Source organism: Streptomyces rishiriensis (assembly GCF_003112535.1).
Classification (GTDB): Bacteria; Actinomycetota; Actinomycetes; order Streptomycetales; family Streptomycetaceae; genus Streptomyces; species Streptomyces rishiriensis.
On sequence record NZ_BEWA01000018.1, the window covers coordinates 1 to 16,821 of the forward strand.

General features: G+C 72.1%; 11 protein-coding genes. 9 read left to right on the top strand and 2 right to left on the bottom strand.

What is annotated here, in order from left to right:
• The 6 genes from Sri02f_RS29475 to Sri02f_RS29500 form a co-directional block, all read left to right on the top strand.
• Positions 1-163 (top strand): alpha-glucosidase C-terminal domain-containing protein (locus tag Sri02f_RS29475; protein WP_174855731.1); only part of this gene is annotated, 163 nt, incomplete at its 5' end.
• A 28-nt stretch (positions 164-191) separates the two neighbouring features.
• Entirely contained in the window at positions 192-1,553 is a 1,362-nt protein-coding gene (locus Sri02f_RS29480; RefSeq protein WP_109004378.1) for a maltokinase N-terminal cap-like domain-containing protein, read from the top strand.
• A 5-nt stretch (positions 1,554-1,558) separates the two neighbouring features.
• Positions 1,559-3,766 (top strand): 1,4-alpha-glucan branching enzyme, encoded by a 2,208-nt coding sequence (glgB, locus tag Sri02f_RS29485; RefSeq protein ID WP_109004379.1) that lies wholly within the window; start codon positions 1,559-1,561, stop codon positions 3,764-3,766.
• Positions 3,767-3,823: 57 nt separating this feature from the next.
• Complete coding sequence (locus Sri02f_RS29490) at positions 3,824-4,912, top strand: glutamate--cysteine ligase 2 (protein WP_109004380.1); 1,089 nt, start codon at positions 3,824-3,826, stop codon at positions 4,910-4,912.
• Between the two features lie 145 nt (positions 4,913-5,057).
• Positions 5,058-6,959, top strand: coding sequence for an AMP-dependent synthetase/ligase (locus Sri02f_RS29495; protein ID WP_109004381.1), 1,902 nt, complete (start codon positions 5,058-5,060; stop codon positions 6,957-6,959).
• A gap of 265 nt (positions 6,960-7,224) precedes the next feature.
• On the top strand, positions 7,225-7,671 hold the full coding sequence (locus Sri02f_RS29500) for an ATP-binding protein (RefSeq protein ID WP_109004382.1): 447 nt from the start codon (positions 7,225-7,227) through the stop codon (positions 7,669-7,671).
• A 35-nt stretch (positions 7,672-7,706) separates the two neighbouring features.
• Here the strand turns inward: Sri02f_RS29500 and Sri02f_RS29505 are convergent, their stop codons facing one another.
• On the bottom strand, positions 7,707-8,102 hold the full coding sequence (locus Sri02f_RS29505; protein ID WP_245970864.1) for an ATP-binding protein: 396 nt from the start codon (positions 8,100-8,102) through the stop codon (positions 7,707-7,709).
• Positions 8,099-8,521: a hypothetical protein gene (locus Sri02f_RS29510; protein ID WP_109004384.1), complete on the bottom strand. Its 423-nt coding sequence runs from the start codon at positions 8,519-8,521 to the stop codon at positions 8,099-8,101. Before Sri02f_RS29510 ends, Sri02f_RS29505 begins: the two co-directional genes overlap by 4 nt.
• A gap of 201 nt (positions 8,522-8,722) precedes the next feature.
• Here Sri02f_RS29510 and Sri02f_RS29515 point away from each other — a divergent pair, with 201 nt between their 5' ends.
• The 3 genes from Sri02f_RS29515 (at position 8,723) to Sri02f_RS29525 (ending at position 16,741) form a co-directional block, all read left to right on the top strand.
• A complete protein-coding gene (locus Sri02f_RS29515) occupies positions 8,723-9,604 on the top strand; it encodes an RNA polymerase sigma factor SigF (RefSeq protein ID WP_245970865.1) in 882 nt (293 codons plus the stop codon).
• A gap of 320 nt (positions 9,605-9,924) precedes the next feature.
• A complete protein-coding gene (locus Sri02f_RS29520; RefSeq protein ID WP_109004385.1) occupies positions 9,925-14,196 on the top strand; it encodes a HAMP domain-containing protein in 4,272 nt (1,423 codons plus the stop codon).
• A 175-nt stretch (positions 14,197-14,371) separates the two neighbouring features.
• Positions 14,372-16,741: a SpoIIE family protein phosphatase gene (locus tag Sri02f_RS29525; RefSeq protein ID WP_245970872.1), complete on the top strand. Its 2,370-nt coding sequence runs from the start codon at positions 14,372-14,374 to the stop codon at positions 16,739-16,741.
• Positions 16,742-16,821: the final 80 nt, after the last annotated feature.

The window sequence follows — 16,821 nt, forward strand, 5'->3', positions numbered from 1 at the left end:
ACTCGACCTCAGCCGCTACGACGGCCGCCATCCCGTCGAGCTGTTCGGCGGAGTCCGCTTCCCCGCCATCGGTGAACTGCCCTACCTGCTCACCCTCGCGGGCCACGGCTTCTACTGGTTCCGGCTCACCAGAGCCGCGTCCCGGATCGGTCGCCGCCGGTGAGCGTGCGCCGCGGAAAGGATGGGTCACCGTGACGAGGACCGCACCCCTGCGACCGGGCAGCGCGACCGGCGTCCGCTCCGTCGGACCGCTCGCCGCGCTGCTGTGCGAGTGGCTGCCCCGGCAGCGCTGGTTCGCCGGCAAGGACCGGCCGCTCACCGACCTGCGCATGCTCTCGATGACCGAGCTGTATCCGGGCTGTCTGCATCTGCTCGTGCACGCCGACCAGTCGGGGGTCCCGACCCCCGGCGGGACTCCCCCGGCCGGCGACTGCTACCAGCTGCTGCTGGGCGTGCAGGAGCATCTGTCGCCGCGGCTGGGGCGTGCTCTGATCGGGAGGGTCGAGGAGGGGCCGCTGGCCGGGCTGACGGTCCATGACGCGTTGCAGGACCCCCGGTCGGCGCAGCTGCTCCTGGAGCGGATGCGCCATCCCGGCCCCCTGGGCCCGCTGTGCTTCGAGTCCGACCCGTCCGTGTCGCTGCCCCCGGGGCTCGCGCCGCGTCTGCTGGAGGCCGAGCAGTCCAACACCTCGCTGGTGTACGGGGACGCGTTCATCCTGAAGATCTTCCGGCGCGTCCAGCCCGGGGTGAACCCCGATCTGGAGGTGCCGGTCGCGCTGGCCGGGCAGGGGTGCGGGCGGGTGCCCGCACCCGTCGCCTGGTTCCGCACGACGCATCCGCAGGAGGCGACCCTCGGCGTCCTCCAGCCGTTCCTGCCCGACGCCTCCGACGGCTGGACGCTGGCGTTGCGGGCCCTCGCCCGCGGCGATGACTTCACGGCCGAGGCCGAGGACCTGGGACGGGCCACCGCGGACGTCCACCTGGCGCTGGCCGCGGCCCTCCCGGCCGGCCCGGACGCGGAGGACGGACGGACCGCGGCGGCGATGACGGAGCGGCTGGAGGCGGCGGCGCACCACGTGCCGGCGCTGCGGCCGTTCGTCCCCGGGCTGACCACCGCGTTCGGCGCGCTCGCCGTGTGCGACGCCGGGCCGCCCGCCCAGCGCATCCACGGCGACCTGCACCTCGGTCAGGTCCTGCGCGCCGGGCGCGACTGGTTCGTCATCGACTTCGAGGGCGAGCCCTCGCGGCCGCTGGCCGAGCGGCGCAGCGCCCACTCCCCGGTCCGGGACATCGCCGGGATGCTGCGCTCCTTCGACTACGCCGCCCGCCAGCGCCGCCCGTGGCGGCCGGAGTGGGCGCGGCGTTGCCGGGAGGCCTACTGCGCGGGCTACGCGGCCCGCGCGGGCTGGGACCCCCGTAAGAAACATGCCCTGTTGCGTGCCTACGAGACCGACCGAGCCGTGTACGAAGTGCTGTACGAGGCCCGTAACCGTCCCGACTGGCTGCCCGTACCCATGGCGGCGATCGAACGACTCGCCGTCCGAGGAGGCTGACCCCCGTGGCCCTGCGTGACACCTCTCCGCCCGAGTCGGCCGGCCCCCGCCCGCGCACGGCGCCCGCACTCGATCCGGGCGACCGCGGCCGTCTGCTGTCGGGCGCCCACCACGATCCGCACGCGCTGCTGGGCGCGCATCCGGTGCCGGGCGGCGGCGTCCTCTTCCGGGCCCTGCGCCCCTTCGCGGACGCCGTGAGCGTCGTGATCGACGGCGACGCCACTGCGCTGACCTCCCAGGGCGACGGTCTGTTCGCCGCCGTCCTGCCGCTCGCCGAGACGCCCGCGTACACACTGCTGGTGTCGTACGACGGCGTCGAGCACAAGATGGACGACCCGTACCGCTTCCTGCCCGCCCTCGGCGACCTCGATCTGCATCTGATCCGCGAGGGGCGGCACGAGGAGCTGTGGAAGGCGCTCGGCGCGGAGCCGATGGCGCACCAGGGCGTGGTCGGCACCCGGTTCACGGTGTGGGCGCCGAACGCCCAGGGAGTGCGGGTCGCCGGGGACTTCTGCTTCTGGGACGGGACGGCCTTCCCGATGCGGTCCCTGGGTTCGTCCGGGGTGTGGGAGCTGTTCCTGCCCGGGATCGGCGAGGGCGCCTGCTACAAGTTCGAGATCACCTCGCGCTACGGGCACCGCTTCCTCAAGGCCGACCCGATGGCGCGGCGCTCCGAGGTGCCGCCGGACACCGCGTCGATCGTGCACGCCTCGCACTACGAATGGGCGGACCAGGAGTGGATGGCGCACCGGGGCGACGTCCCCGTGCACGTGGCGCCGTTCTCCGTGTACGAGGTCCATCTGCCGTCCTGGCGGCCGGGACTGACCTATCGTCAGCTGGCCGAGGCGCTGCCGGCGTATGTCGGCGACCTCGGGTTCACCCATGTGGAGTTCATGCCGGTCGCCCAGCACCCGTTCTCCGGCTCCTGGGGCTACCAGGTCACCGGGTTCTACGCGCCGGCCTCCCGGCTCGGCACGCCGGACGACTTCAAGTACCTGGTGGACGCGCTGCACCGGGCCGGGATCGGTGTGATCGTGGACTGGGTGCCGGCGCACTTCCCCAAGGACGACTGGGCGCTGGGGCGGTTCGACGGGGACCCGCTGTACGAACCCGGGGACTCCCGGCGGGCCGAGCACCCGGACTGGGGGACGTTCGAGTTCGACTTCGGGCGGGTGGAGGTGCGCAACTTCCTGGTGGCGAACGCCACTTACTGGTGTGAGGAGTTCCATGTCGACGGACTGCGGGTGGACGCCGTCGCCTCGATGCTCTACCTCGACTACTCGCGGGACTCCGGACAGTGGACGCCGAACGTGTTCGGCGGCCGGGAGGACCTGGACGCGATGGCGTTCCTGCAGGAGATGAACGCGACGGTGTACCGCCGCAGTCCCGGCGTCGTCACCATCGCGGAGGAGTCGACCGCCTGGGAGGGGGTCACCCGGCCGACCGACAGCGGCGGTCTCGGGTTCGGGCTGAAGTGGAACATGGGCTGGATGCACGACTCGCTCCAGTACATGGCCAAGGAGCCGGTGCACCGCAAGTACCACCACAACGAGATGACGTTCTCGATGGTGTACGCGTACAGCGAGAACTACGTGCTGCCCATCTCCCACGACGAAGTGGTCCACGGCAAGCAGGCGCTGGTCTCCAAGATGCCCGGCGACTGGTGGCAGCGACGCGCCGACCACCGCGCCTACCTGGGCTTCATGTGGGCCCACCCGGGCAAGCAACTCCTCTTCATGGGGCAGGAGTTCGCGCAGGGAGCGGAGTGGTCGGAGGAGCACGGGCCGGAGTGGTGGCTGCTCGACCCCGGCTACGCCTCGGCGGGCGATCACCGGGGTGTGCAGGATCTGGTGCGCGACCTCAACGCCGTGTACCGCGCGACCCCGGCGCTCTGGGAGCGGGACACCGACCCGGCGGGCTTTCGCTGGGTGCTCGGCGACGCGGCGGACGACAACGTCTTCGCGTTCCTCCGGCACGACGCCCACGGGGCGTCGCTGCTCGCGGTCAGCAACTTCTCCCCGGTCGTGCGCCACGACTACCCGCTCACGGTCCCCGGTGACGTCCCGGCCTGGCGCGAAGTGCTCAACACCGACGCCGGACGCTATGGCGGCAGCGGTGTCGGCGGGGGCGCCCCGGTGGCGTCCCGCGAGGGCGCGCTCAGGCTGACGCTGCCGCCGCTGGCCACGGTGTGGCTGGCGCCCACGTCCGCTTGAACACCGGCGGACGGGGCAGTCGGGTGCGTACCACCCACCACAGGAAGGTCACCTCGCGTGCGCACCGTCGGAGTGGAGGAGGAACTCCTCCTGGTCGACCCCGAGACCGGGGAGCCCCAGTCCCTGTCCGCCGCGGTCCTCGCCCGCGCCTCGCGGTGCGAGGAGGAGAAGGACGTCTTCGAGAAGGAACTGCACAACCAGATGCTCGAGTTCGGCACCCACCCGCAGTCGGGCATGGACGAGCTCGGCGCGGAGATCGTGCGCATCCGCGGGGAGGCGGCACGGCATGCCGGGGAGGCCGGGTGCTCCGTCGCGGCGCTCGCCACCTCTCCGCTGCCGGTGCAGCCCTCCATCAGCATGAACCGGCGCTACCAGTGGATGGCGGAGCAGTACGGGATCGCGACGCGTGAGCAGATGGTGTGCGGCTGCCATGTGCATGTGTCCGTCGAGTCGGACGACGAGGGCGTGGCCGTCGTCGACCGGATCCGGCCCTGGCTGCCGGTGCTGATCGCGCTGAGCGGCAACTCGCCCTTCTGGCAGGGCCGGGAGACCGACTACGCCAGTTACCGCAGCCGGGTGTGGCAGCGCTGGCCGTCGGCGGGTCCGACCGAGCTGTTCGGTTCGGCGGAGCGCTACCACCGGCGGGTGGCGGACATGGTGGACACGGGCACGATCCTGGACGAGGGCATGGTCTATTTCGACGCCCGGCTCTCGGCGCGCTATCCGACGGTGGAGGTGCGGGTGGCGGACGTCTGTCTGCACGCGGACACCGCCGTGCTGGTCGCCACGCTGGTGCGCGGGCTCGTCGAGACCGCCTCCCGGGACTGGCAGGCGGGCCGGGATCCGCTCGACCACAGCGTGAGCCTGCTGCGGCTGGCCAACTGGCGCGCCGCCCGCACCGGGCTCACCGGGGATCTGCTGCACCCGGCGACCATGCGGCGCACCCCCGCCGAGACGGTCGTACAGGCTCTGCTGGAGCACGTGGAGGGCGCCCTGGCGGACAGCGGCGACCTGGAGCGGGCCCGCACGTCCTGTGCCGGACTGCTCCGGCACGGCAACGGCGCCCGGATCCAGCGCGAGGTGTGGGAGCGCACCGGCAGTCTGCGCGAGGTCGTCACCGCCTGCGTCGAGCACACGCAGGCCTGAGCCGCCCGGCCCGCGGGCCGAGATCATCAAGGCGGATTACATATACGTTCCTGGCCACAAGCGGTCCCACCTGGGCTACATTCGACCACCGTCGATGACAGTTCTCGTCGGCGGAGTCACAGCCCGTACACGTCAGGAGCAGCGCATGCGCGACTTCGCCCTCGCTCCCCCAGCCGCCTCGCCCCTGACCGGAGGGCTCGCCGACAGCGTTTTCGAGACAGCCGCCCGTACCCCCGCGCTCCCGGTGCTCGCCCGGCGCGCGGACGCCTCCGCCGGCTGGCAGGAGGTCACGGCCGTCGAGCTGCGCGACGAAGTCGTCGATCTCGCCAAGGGGTTCGTGGCGTCGGGGATCTCGCCCGGCCACCGCGTCGCCGTCATGGCGCGCACCCGGTACGAGTGGACGGTGCTGTGTCACGCGCTGTGGGCCGTGGGCGCCGAGGTCGTGCCCGTGTATCCGACGTCCTCGCGCGAGCAGGTCGAGTGGATCCTGCGGGACGCGGGCTGCGTCGGGGTGGTCGTCGAGGACGAACAGAGCGTCATGACCGTGGGATCCGTGTGCGCCGCCCTGCCCTTGCTGCGGCACGTATGGCAGTTGGACGCGGGAGCGCTCGAACAGCTCACGCAGCGCGGCGAGTCGGTGGCGCTCACCACGGTGAACTCGCTGCGCCGGATCGTGCTGCCCGACTCCACGGCCGTGATCGCGTACACCTCCGGCACTTCCGGGCGGCAGCTGGGCTGCGCGCTGAGCCACCGCAGTCTGGCCAGTCCGTGCGACACGCTCCTGGCCGGCTGGGGACACACCGCGGCGGCCGCGGGCGAGCAGGCGAGCGTCCTCGCCTTCCTGCCGTTCTCCCATGTCTACGGACTGATGATCCAGGGCCTGTGCCTGCGCGGGGGCATCCTGATGGGGCACGAGCCCGACCTCGGCGCCGCAGCGCTCACGGAGTCGCTGCGCACCTTCCGTCCCACGTATCTGTACGCGGTCCCCTCGGTGTTCGAGAAGATCTACAAGAACTTCCTGCGGGTGGCCCAGGAGTCGGGCCGCGGCGCCCTGTTCGAGCGGGCGGCGGAGACGGCGCGGGTCTTCGCGGCCGCCGTCGAGCGGCAGCGCCTGGGGCGCGGCTCCGGCCCCGGCCTCGATCTGCGGCTGCAGCACGCCCTGTTCGAGCGGACCGTGTACCGCAGACTCCGGGCCGCGCTCGGCGGCCGGGTCCACCGCGCCACCTCGGGCGGCTCGCCCCTCCATCGCGATCTGTCCCTCTTCTACGAGGGCATCGGCATCTACGTGCACGACGGGTACGGCCTGACCGAGACCAGCGGCGGGATCACCATGCAGCCGCTCGGCCAGGAGAAGTCCGGCACCGTCGGACAGCCGCTGCCGGGCACGGACGTCCGGGTGGCGCAGGACGGGGAGATCCTGGTGCGCGGCCCGTCGGTCTTCCAGGGCTACGTCAACGACGACGCGGCGACGCGGGCGGCCCTGTCGGGCGGCTGGCTGGCCACGGGGGACCTCGGCTACCTGGACTCCGACGGCTATCTCACGATCACCGGCCGCAAGAAGGACGTCATCATCACCAGCGGCGGCAAGAGCGTGGCGCCCACCGCGCTGGAACAGCGGCTGCGGATGCACCCGCTCGTCCACCAGGCGGTGGTGGTGGGCGACAACCGGCCCTGCGTGGGCGCGCTGATCACCCTCGACCCCGACTTCCTGGCGCACTGGCGCGGGAGCCTGACGCTGCACGGCGACACGCAGAGCCGGGAGGCGCGCGAGGAGAACGCGCTGCGGGAGGAGATCGGGCGGGCGGTGGCCGCCGCCAACAGCGCGGTGTCGCGCTCGGAGTCGATCCGGGCCTTCCGCATCCTGCCGCAGCCCTTCGACCAGACCAACGGGCTGCTGACCCCCTCGATGAAGCTGCGCCGCGACTCGATCGTGGCGCACTACGCGGCGGAGATCGAGGCGATGTACCAGGCTCGGGCGCGACTGCCCCGGCAGAGCCCTCAGGAGGAGGTCCTGAGCTGGGACGACGCGGACGACGTGTTCCGCTGAGCCGGCCGCGGCCGTCCGCGGGACGGTGTGGACGCCCCGGGACCACGGCCCGCTCCGGCACGCGGGGTGATCGCTTGGTGACGGACCGTCGGATCCCGTGCGGCGCGTTCGCCGGGGGCGGCGCCGCGTGGTCCGACGAGGCCGTATGCGGCGACCGGACGGACGCGTAGCCTGGACAGCCCCGGGAACCCAGCAAAGGGCGAAGCCAGACACAGCCGTACGAGAAAGGACGACGGTCCCGGCCGAGACGGGACCGCACACTGACATGGCAACCGAGCCGCGGGGTAACGAAGCATTGTCCTCCTGGGCGATTCCGAGCCGAACGGCCCGTTTTGCGGGTGAACCGCACGACGTGACGGGTGCACGACTGACCACCGAGGAGTTCCTCCACGACCTGGCGCGGGCGTCGCCGCCGACGGCGGCGGAGTGCTGGCACGACATCGTGCTGATCGTCACGGAACTGGCCGCCAACGCGGTCCAGTACGCTCCGGGACCGTTCGAGCTGCAGTTGCGCCGCACGTTCGACGGGGTGCACGTCACGGTGCACGACACCAGCAGCACTCCGCCGACCCCGCGGCCGTTCCACCCCGACAGCGGCGGCGGAGGCATCGGCTGGTACCTGGTGCACACGCTCTGCTCCCAGGTCAGCGTGGTGACCGCGGACGAGGGCCAGGAGCCGGGCAAGGACGTCCACGTCTTCCTGCCGTGGTGAGGTCGCGCCCGGGGCGGGCGCGCGGTGCGCGCCCTTCAGACCGGGCGGTCGAGCTCGCGGATCGGCAGGAACACGCTGATCGTCTTGCCGCCCGCGGACCGCTTCTCGATGTCGATCTCCCGGGCCAGACGGACGACCAGCGGCCAGCCGTAGCCGCCCGTGCGGCACCCGGGGGGCGGGGAGTCCGGCCCGAAGGCCGCGGCCGGCACGGCATCGCTGCGATCCCGGACGGCGACGCGGATCCCGTCGGGGACGGGCGTCGCCTCGAACCCGGCCAGTCCGCCGCCGTGCCGGAGCGCGTTGCTCACCAGCTCCGACACGACCAGCAGCAGATCGATCACGTCCTCGTCACGCGCGGGGCGCGTGCCGGGATCCCACTCGGAGGCCACCACCGCGCGGGCGTGGGCCCGGGCGGACGCCGCGGTCGTCACCGGCGTCGCGGGCGCGGACGTCCCTGCGGTCGCGGACTCCCCCTCCCACACGGCGATGACATCCCCCGCGGGGCCGGGCGGCCGTAGTGGTCGCCGACGGCGGCCAGATAGGCGGGGTCGCTCGTCTCGCTGTCGGTGCGGAAGCGCGGCGCCTCCTTCACCTCGTCCCCGGTGCAGGCCAGCGAGACCTCGCGGGCCGCGTGGTCGACGCCCTTCACCACGCCCACCGGGACGACGGCGCTCCTGCCGAACACCCAGACACCGGTGTCGACGACCAGGTGCCGCATCCCCTGCGGCCCGGCCTCGCGTTCCACATGCCCCAGGGCGCCGTCGGTCGTCACGACGGCGTAGCCGGTGAGGTCCTGTCCCTCGACATGACCGCTGCCCGGCGCATACGACCAGATTCCGTGGATGGTCACGCTGCTCCCTTCTCGCGTTCCACAGCTGCAGATACCCTGCCGGAGCAGCCGCATTCGGTGCGTGTCGGCCCGTTTCGGGCCTCGAAGGGCGGGCAGAGACGCCCGCGCGGAAAGATCGGTGCATGACACCCGCATGACTCGGGGGCGCAGGGGCAGGCGGGACTGCGTCATCGAGGGGCTCGACGAACGGAGTGAGCGGACATGAATGCCGTGACGGCACAGGCACCGACGGCCACGGCAGCACGGGCGGACGCCGACAGCCCGTGCGAAGGGGTTCCGTTCATCGACGCCCCCGCCCAGGTGAGCCCGAAGGACGCGCGGGAGCTGTCGCGCCGCTTCTTCGACCGGCTGGCCGTCGTGGAGGAGGGCACCCGCGAGCACCAGTACGTGCGCAACACCCTGATCGAGATGAATCTCTCCCTCGTGCGGTACGCGGCCTCCCGCTTCCGCGGCCGGGGCGACACGATGGAGGACATCGTCCAGGTCGGCACCATCGGGCTGATCAAGGCCATCGACCGGTTCGAGCTCACCCGCGAGGTCGAGTTCACCTCCTTCGCCGTGCCGTACATCGTCGGTGAGATCAAGCGTTTCTTCCGTGACACGAGCTGGGCCGTGCACGTGCCGCGCCGGCTTCAGGAGGCGCGGGTCGAACTGGCCAAGGCCACCGAGGAACTGCAGACGCGGCTGGGCCGGATGCCCACCACCCGTGAGCTGTCGCAGCTGATGTCGCTGTCCGAGGAGGAGGTCATCGAGGCGCGCAAGGCGTCCAACTGCTACACCTCCGCCTCCCTGGACGCGGCCCTCACCTCCGACGGCGGCGCGGACGGGGAGTCCGTGCTGGCGGACTTCATCGGCGTGCAGGATCCCGCGCTGGAGCTGGTGGAGGACTTCCACTCGCTCGCGCCGCTGGTCGCCGAGCTCGACGAGAGGGAGCGGCGGATCCTCCACCTGCGGTTCGTCGAGGAGCGCACCCAGGCGGAGATCGGCAGGGAGCTCGGCATCTCGCAGATGCACGTCTCTCGGTTGATCAGCCGCATGGTGCAGCGGCTGCGGACCGGTCTGCTGGGGCCCGAGATCGCCTGACCCGCGCCCGGTGGATCCGGGCCCGCATCACCTCACCCGCCCGGGACGGCGCAGGCCGCCGTTCCGGGCACAAACATGTTCGGGTACCCAGCTTCCGGTCATGCATGCATGGTGTGCACCGTCTGGAATTCCTGTGTGGGCGACGTGACGTGAGGCTTTGTTTCCGTGCGCTCGTGTGGGTTAGCCTGCGGCGGATTTCTCTCATCGCACACTTCCGTGAACTGCGGAAACACAGGCGCGACATGCGGGGCCGCTCACCCGGGCGGCCCGGTTCCGAGTCCCCGCCCGGGGGGCTCCTGGGGAGCGGAACGAGGATACGCATGACCAGCAACGCGACCGAGTCGTTGGACACGGTTCCCGGCGACCACGAGCTTCGCCAGCTCCTGGCCGGCCTGACGGCCGTACGGGACGGGGACTTCGGCACCCGGCTGCCCACCGACGGCGACGGCCTCATGGGCGACATCGCCACGGTCTTCAACGGCATGGTCGACCAGTTGTCGGTCTTCACCTCCGAGGTCACCCGCGTGGCCCGGGAGGTGGGCACCGAGGGCACTCTGGGGGGACAGGCCGAGGTTCCCGGGGTCTCCGGGACGTGGGCCGACCTCACGGACTCCGTGAACGCCATGGCCGGCAACCTCACCACGCAGGTGCGCGACATCGCCCAGGTGGCGACGGCGGTGGCCAAGGGCGACCTCTCCCAGAAGATCGACGTGCCGGCGCGCGGCGAGATCCTTCAGCTGAAGGAGACCGTCAACACGATGGTCGACCAGCTGTCCGCCTTCGCCGACGAGGTCACCCGCGTCGCCCGCGAGGTCGGCACGGAGGGACGCCTCGGCGGCCAGGCGCAGGTGCCGGGGGTGGCCGGTGTGTGGCGAGATCTCACCGATTCGGTCAACTTCATGGCCGGAAACCTCACCAACCAGGTCCGCAACGTCGCCCAGGTGACGACGGCGGTGGCCAAGGGCGACCTCTCCCAGAAGATCACCGTCGACGCCCGCGGCGAGATCCTCGAACTCAAGAACACCATCAACACGATGGTCGACCAGCTCTCCGCCTTCGCCGACGAGGTCACCCGCGTCGCCCGCGAGGTCGGCACCGAAGGACGCCTGGGCGGCCAGGCCGACGTCAAGGGCGTCAAGGGCACCTGGCGAGATCTCACCGATTCGGTCAACTTCATGGCCGGAAACCTCACCAACCAGGTCCGCAACGTCGCCCAGGTGGCGACCGCGGTGGCCAAGGGCGACCTCTCCCAGAAGATCACCGTCGACGCCCGCGGCGAGATCCTCGAACTCAAGAACACCATCAACACGATGGTCGACCAGCTCTCCGCCTTCGCCGACGAGGTCACCCGCGTCGCCCGCGAGGTCGGCACGGCGGGCAACCTCGGCGGCCAGGCCACGGTCCGCGGGGTGTCCGGCACCTGGAAGGACCTCACCGACAACGTCAACGTCATGGCGTCGAACCTGACGGGCCAGGTGCGCTCCATCGCCCAGGTCGCCACCGCCGTGGCCCGCGGCGACCTGTCGCAGAAGATCACCGTCGAGGCCAAGGGCGAGGTCGCCGCGCTGGCCGACGTGATCAACACCATGGTGGACACCCTCTCCGCGTTCGCCGACGAGGTCACCCGCGTCGCCCGCGAGGTCGGCACCGAAGGACGCCTCGGCGGCCAGGCGCAGGTCCCGAACGTGGCCGGCACCTGGAAGGACCTCACCGACAACGTCAACTCCATGGCCAACAACCTCACCGGCCAGGTGCGCAACATCGCGCTGGTGACGACGGCCGTGGCCCGCGGCGACCTGTCGAAGAAGATCGACGTCGACGCCCGCGGCGAGATCCTCGAACTGAAGACGACGATCAACACGATGGTCGACCAGCTCTCCGCGTTCGCCGACGAGGTCACCCGCGTCGCCCGCGAGGTCGGCACCGAAGGACGCCTCGGCGGCCAGGCCGAGGTGGAGGGCGTCTCGGGCACCTGGAAGCGCCTGACGGAGAACGTCAACGAGCTGGCCGGGAACCTGACCCGCCAGGTCCGGGCGATCGCCGAGGTCACCAGCGCCGTCGCGGAGGGCGACCTCACCCGGTCGATCACCGTGGTGGCCTCCGGCGAGGTCGCCGACCTCAAGGACAACATCAACTCGATGGTGGAGTCCCTGCGCGAGACCACCCGGGCCAACCAGGAGCAGGACTGGCTCAAGACCAACCTGGCGCGCATCTCGGGCCTGATGCAGGGCCACCGCGACCTGCCCGTGGTCGCCGAGCTGATCATGGACGAGCTGGTGCCGCTGGTGTCGGCCCAGTTCGGCGCCTTCCATCTCGCCGAGGACGGCCCCGAAGGCCCCGAGCTGCGGCTCGTGGGCGCCTACGGCTACCCCGCCGACGACACCCGTCCCACCCGCATCCCCTTCGGCCGCTCCCTGGTCGGCCAGGCCGCGCGCAGCCGCCGCACGATCACCGTCGACGAGCTGCCGCCCGGCTACGTCACCGTCTCCTCGGGTCTGGGCGAGGTGGAGCCCAGCGCCCTGCTCCTGCTGCCCATCGTCTTCGAGGGCCAGGTGCTCGGCGTGATCGAGCTGGCGTCGGTCACCTCCTTCACGCAGACCCACGTGGACTTCCTGGAGCAGCTGCGGGTGACCATCGGCGTCAACGTCAACACCATCGTGGCGAACGCCCGCACCGACGAGCTGCTCGACGAGTCCCAGCGGCTGACCGCCGAACTGCAGGCCCGCTCCGCCGAGCTGCAGTCGCAGCAGGAGGAACTGCAGCACTCCAACGCCGAACTCGAGGAGAAGGCCTCGCTGCTGGTGGCGCAGAACCGCGACATCGAGGCGAAGAACCTGCAGATCGAGCAGGCCCGGCAGGAGCTGGAGGCACGCGCGCAGCAGTTGTCGCTGGCCTCCAAGTACAAGTCGGAGTTCCTGGCGAACATGAGCCACGAGCTGCGCACCCCGCTCAACAGCCTGCTCATCCTGGCCCAGCTGCTGGCGCAGAACCCCTCGCGCAACCTCACCCCGAAGCAGGTCGAGTACGCGGGCATCATCCACTCCGCCGGCTCGGACCTGCTGCAGCTGATCAACGACATCCTGGACCTGTCGAAGGTCGAGGCCGGCAAGATGGACGTCTCGCCGGAGCGGGTCTCGCTGCGGCAGCTCATCGAGTACGTCGAGGCCACCTTCCGGCCGATGACGTCGCAGAAGAGCCTCGAGTTCGTCATCGACACGGCCGCCGGCGCCCCCGCCGACCTGCTGACCGACGACTCCCGGCTGCGTCAGGTGCTGCGCAACCTGCTCTCCAACGCGGTGAAGTTCACCGAGCAGGGCAGCGTGGAACTGCGCATCGAGCCGGCCTCCGACGAGGAGGTGCCGGGCGGCGTGGTGCGCGGCGGCACGGTGGTGGCGTTCCGGGTGAGGGACACCGGCATCGGCATCCCCGAGCAGCAGCTGGAGACCATCTTCGGCGCCTTCCAGCAGGCGGACGGCACCACCAGCCGCAAGTACGGCGGCACGGGCCTGGGGCTGTCCATCACCCGCGAGATCGCGCACCTGCTGGGCGGCGCGGTGACGGTCGACAGCACCCCGGGACGCGGCAGCACGTTCACGCTCTATCTGCCGGTGGCGCGGCGGGACTTCCAGGAGGTCATCGACGGCGGCCGGTCGGCTGAGCGGGCCCTCGGCGAACCGCCCACGGCGATCCCCGTCGGCCCCCCGGGCCTCCCGGTGGCCGCCCCGCGGCGCCCGCGCCGGCTGCTGGTGGTGGAGGAGCGGCCCCGCGGTCTGCTGACGCTGGTGGCCGAGAGCGTCGTCGCGGACATGGCGCGCGGCCGGGAGGACGGCACGTCGGCGGCCCCCGTCGACATCGTCACCGCCGTCGGGGCGCACGAGGCCGCGGGCGCGCTGGCCGCGGAGCCCTGCCACTGCGTCGTGCTGGAACTGGGCATGCCGGACGCGGAGGCGTCGCGGTTCCTGGAGGCCCTGCACAACGACTCGGCGCTGACCGGCGTGCCGGTGCTCGTGCACAGCGGGCACCGCGCGGACCTCGCCCAGGAGCGCAGCCTGCAGTCGCGGGCCGCGGGCAAGCCGATGGAGTTCCTCTCCAGCCTGGACGAGCTGCGCGAGCGCATCACGCTGCACCTGTCGGCGGAGCAGCCGGGGGACGTCCTGGCGCTGGTCCGCCCGGACGAGCCGCAGCAGCCCGAGGGGCCGCCGCCGGTCGACGACGCCGTCGTGGGCCGCACGGTCCTCGTGGTCGACGACGACGCGCGCAACCTGTTCGCGCTCAGTGGCATCCTGGAGCTGCACGGCGTGCGGGTGCTGCACGCGGAGAACGGCCGCGAGGGGATCGACACCCTGCGCAACAACCCGGACGTCGCGATGGTGCTGATGGACGTGATGATGCCCGAGATGGACGGGTACACGGCCACGGCCGAGATCCGCCGCATGCCCGAGTACGCCGAGCTGCCCATCGTCGCGGTGACCGCCAAGGCCATGCCCGGCGACCGGGAGAAGAGCCTCGCCTCAGGGGCCAGCGACTATGTCACCAAGCCGGTCGACACCCATGACCTCATGGCCTGCGTCCGACGCTGGCTGACCGTCTGAGGACGTCCTGCCCGCCCCGCGCCCCAGGCGTCCCCAGCCGAGGAGACCGCACACCGTGACCATTCCCGCCCAGCCCACCGAATCCGGTGACGCCCGGTCCCTGCCGGCGCCGGCCGGCACCGTCGGGGCCACGACCGCCACGGCGAGCCCGGCCCCGCCGGCCGGGCACGAGCGCGTGTCCGGGCCGGACGCGGGCCGGCCGGAGGCCGACGCCGCTTCCTCGCCGGTGGGCCGGCTCGCCGCCACGGTGGACCGGCTGCGCCGGGAGGTGCAGGCGGCCCAGGCCGAGGCCGAGGGCCGGGCCTTGGTCGAGCTCGCCAAGGGCATCCTGGTGGAGCGCCTGGGCTGCGGGCCGGCCGAGGCGGCCCAGCAGCTGTCCGACCTGGCCGAGCAGGCCGGCACGACGCCGCTGGAGTTGGCGGTCGACGTCATCAACCAGGCGGCCAAGGACCGGGTCTCGGAGGTGACCGAGGCCTTCCTCGCCGTCGTCCGCGGGTCGGACGAGCCGACGGAGTCGGTCGCGGTGAGGCTGCGGGCCGCCGAGAGCGCGGCGCTGGCGGCGGCGCACGACACCCAGGCCGTGGCCGACTCCCTGCTCCAGCACGCCCTGGGTCCGCTGGGCGCGGTGGCCGTGGCGATCTGGGCCACGGGCTCCGACGGCTCGCTGACTCTGGCCGGAAGCGCGGGCTTCTCCCCCGGCGAGGCCGAGCGCTGGCGGTACGTGCCACCGGACGTGGCCACGGTGGCCCGTGTCGCGCTCAGCGAGGGCTCCACCCAGTGGATCGGCTCACTCGAACGGACCGGACTGCCCACCCTCGGCCGTCAGCTGCACCCCGACGGCGGGCGGGTCGCCGTGCCCGCCGCGACCGCCGGGCGCGTCCAGGGGATCCTGGAGATCGCCTGGCCGGCGCCGCTGCCACCGCAGCCGCCCCAGGTGATGCGCCAGGTGGAGGCGCTGGCGGAGCTGTGCGCGCACACGCTGCAGTCGTACGCGCATGTGCGCGGGCACGACGAGCGGTCGGTCGTGCTGCCGGACGCGGCGGAGCTGATGGACCTGACGGACGGCCTGCACGATCCGGCGCTGGTGCTCGTGCCGCACGTCGACGGGTCGGGAAAGCTCCTGGACTTCCGCATCCAGCACGCCAACGACCGTTTCCTCGACCCGGCCGGCCGGCCGCGGGCCGTGATCAACGGCGCGCTGCTGCTGGAGGCCTACCCGATGGCCGCCGGCGGGGGCGACCTCTTCCAGCGCATCGAGCGCGTGCACGCGACGGGCGAGCCGTTCCGGGCCCGCCGGATGAGTCTGACCGCGCTGGTCGGCGAGGTGCCGCTGGCGGCGGTGGCCGACCTCAGCATCAGCCGGCACGGCACGTGTGTGCTGCTGATCTGGCGGATCGAGGACGAGGCGGCGCGGCTGGCGAGCCTGTTGCAGAACGCCCAGCGGCTCGGCCGCATCGGCGGCTTCGAGGAGGACCTCCTCACCGGCGAGACCACCTGGAACGGGCAGCTGTTCGCCCTGTACGGGCGGCCGCTGTCGAGCTCCCCGGTCCGGCTGGAGGAACTGTCGGAGCACACCCACCCCGACGACGCGGTCGTCGTGGGCCGTCTGCTGCGCACGCTGCTGCACCACCGCCGGCCCGCGTCCGCCGCCTTCCGGCTGCAGCGGCCGGACGGGGTGACCCGGCACATGCGGATCGTGGCCGAGCCGGTGCTGGACACCGACGGGCGGCTGGTCGCCGTACGCGGGGCGTACCAGGACATCTCCTCCCAGCACTGGACGGAGGTGGCGCTGGCCGCCACCCGCGACCAGCTGGCGCAGACCGAGCAGCAGGCCAGCGAGCGCAGCCGGCTGACGCTGCAGCTCCAGCACGCGATCATGCCGCCCACCCGGGCCCCGCTGGAGGCCCCCGGCCTCCAGGTGGCCGTCCGCTACCGGCCGGCCGAGGAGGAGCATCTGGTGGGGGGCGACTGGTACGACGCCGTCGTGCTGCCCTCCGGGCTGGTGATGCTGTGCGTGGGCGACGTCGCCGGGCACGGCATCGAGGCGGCCACCAGCATGGTGGTGCTGCGCAACGCGCTGCGCGGACTGGCGGTGACCGGGGCGGGCCCGGGGCAGCTGCTGTCGTGGCTCAACATCGTCGCCCATCATCTGACGGGCTCCATCACGGCCACCGCGGTGTGCGGTCTGTACGACCCGTCCCGGCACACCCTGCGCTGGGCCCGGGCGGGTCATCTGCCGCCGGTGCTGGTGCGGGACGCCCAGGCGGCCCCGCTGCCCCTGCTCAGGGGGATGCTGCTGGGCGCCGTGCCGGACACGGAGTACGAGGAGGAGGAGGTCCAGCTCGCCGCGGACGACACCCTGCTGATGTACACCGACGGACTGATCGAGCGGCGCGACCGTTCCGTGGAGGAGTCGCTGACCCAGCTGCTGGTGCAGGCCCGCACGGCGCCGCCGACCCTGGACCAGCAGCTGGACCGGCTGCTCACGTACAGCAGGTCCGACACGGACGACGACACCTGCATCGTGGGCATCAGGCTGCGTTAGGAGGCCGGGCCGTCACGCGTGTGCGGCTCCGATGCATGTCCCGGCGAATCGGGGGTATCCGGCTGTGCGCACCAACAGGC